The sequence below is a fragment of the Frankia sp. CoWAU3 genome (assembly GCF_977971855.1).
In genome coordinates, this window is the sequence record NZ_CDWWXB010000154.1 from 5945 (window position 1) to 7310 (window position 1366).

2 protein-coding genes are annotated in these 1366 nt (G+C 74.9%); both read left to right on the forward strand.

Features of this window, described 5'->3' with window-relative positions; genetic code table 11:
- The coding region (locus AC08ON_RS13375) for an alpha/beta hydrolase fold domain-containing protein (protein ID WP_476617083.1) at positions 1-856 on the forward strand (856 nt) is incomplete at its 5' end.
- A gap of 185 nt (positions 857-1041) precedes the next feature.
- On the forward strand, positions 1042-1366 hold a 325-nt coding region (locus AC08ON_RS13380; protein ID WP_476617084.1), incomplete at its 3' end, for a universal stress protein.

The window sequence follows — 1366 nt, forward strand, 5'->3', positions numbered from 1 at the left end:
CGTGCCCTACGCGCCGGTCTCGCCGGCACAGCGGCTGGATCTCTACCGCCCCTCCCCGCCGACCCCGACGGCGGGTGCCGAGGGGGCCCGGGTGGCCCCCGGGACGGTCCTGCCGGTGGTGCTCACGATCCACGGTGGCGCGTTCATGCTCGGCGACAAGCGGGACGACCTGCCGGTGGTCCGGGCACTCGTCCACGCCGGATACGCCGTCGCCAGCCTGAACTACCGGCTGTCCGGGGAGGCGAAGTTCCCGGCCGCGGTCCAGGACGTGAAGGCCTCCGTCCGCTGGCTGCGGGCCCACGCGGGCAGCTATGGCCTGGACCCCTCCCGCATCGCCGCGACCGGCGCGTCGGCCGGGGCCTACCTCGCGGTGATGCTGGGCACGACGAGCGGCGTGGCGATGTTCGACGACCCGGATCTCGGCAACCCCGGGGTGTCCAGCGACGTCCAGGCCGTCGTCGACTTCTATGGCCCGGTGAACTTCGCCTCGATGGACGCCCAGCTGCGCGCGAACGAGCGGTGCACCGTGGCCGACGCCCAGCACGACCGGCCCCACTCGCCGGAGTCGCGGTTCCTCGGCCGCACCGTGACAGCCGTGCCCCAGCTGGTACGGGTGGCGAGCCCCCTGAACTACCTGAGCCGCGGGCCGCTGCCGCCGTTCCTGATCGAGCACGGGGACGCGGACTGCACGGTCCCCCACCAGCAGTCGCTGGAACTCGCCCACGCACTGCGCGCCGCCGGAGCGCCGGCAGTGGACGTGACGATCGTGCCGGGCGCCGGCCACGGCGGTGCCTTCCCGACCCGGGAACGGATGGGCGTCGTTCTGGCGTTCCTGCACCGCACCATCGGCCGCTGACGGCCGGCACACCACCCGGCGCTCCATCGACCAACCACCTCTGCGACCTCAGGCCGCGGGCCATCCGGCAGGGTCATGACCGGCCGCAGGCCCCACCGCCTCACCCCGCGCGTCACGTCGCGGGGGTCACCTTCAGGCGGAACCATGGCAGTGGCGGGGGACACCACGGCGAGAGGGTGATGGCGATGCCGGACACCACGGCACGGCCGGACAGCGCGGGGTACGCGCGCCCCGCCGGGCCGGCGGGGCGCGCGTACCCCGCCGGGCAGGCCGTCGAGGTGGCGGACGCGGAGTCCGCCACCGGTGGGATCGTCGTCGGGGTCGACGGTTCACCCGCGTCCGTCGCCGCGATCCGGTGGGCCTGTGACGAGGCCGCCCGGCGCCTGGTCCCGGTGATCGCGGTACTGGTATGGGACGTCACGGGCGAACCGCGGCCGGTCTTCGAGACCGCGGCGAACGCCGACCGCGAGGGCCTGGCGCACGCCGCCACGCGGGTTCTGGACACCGCGC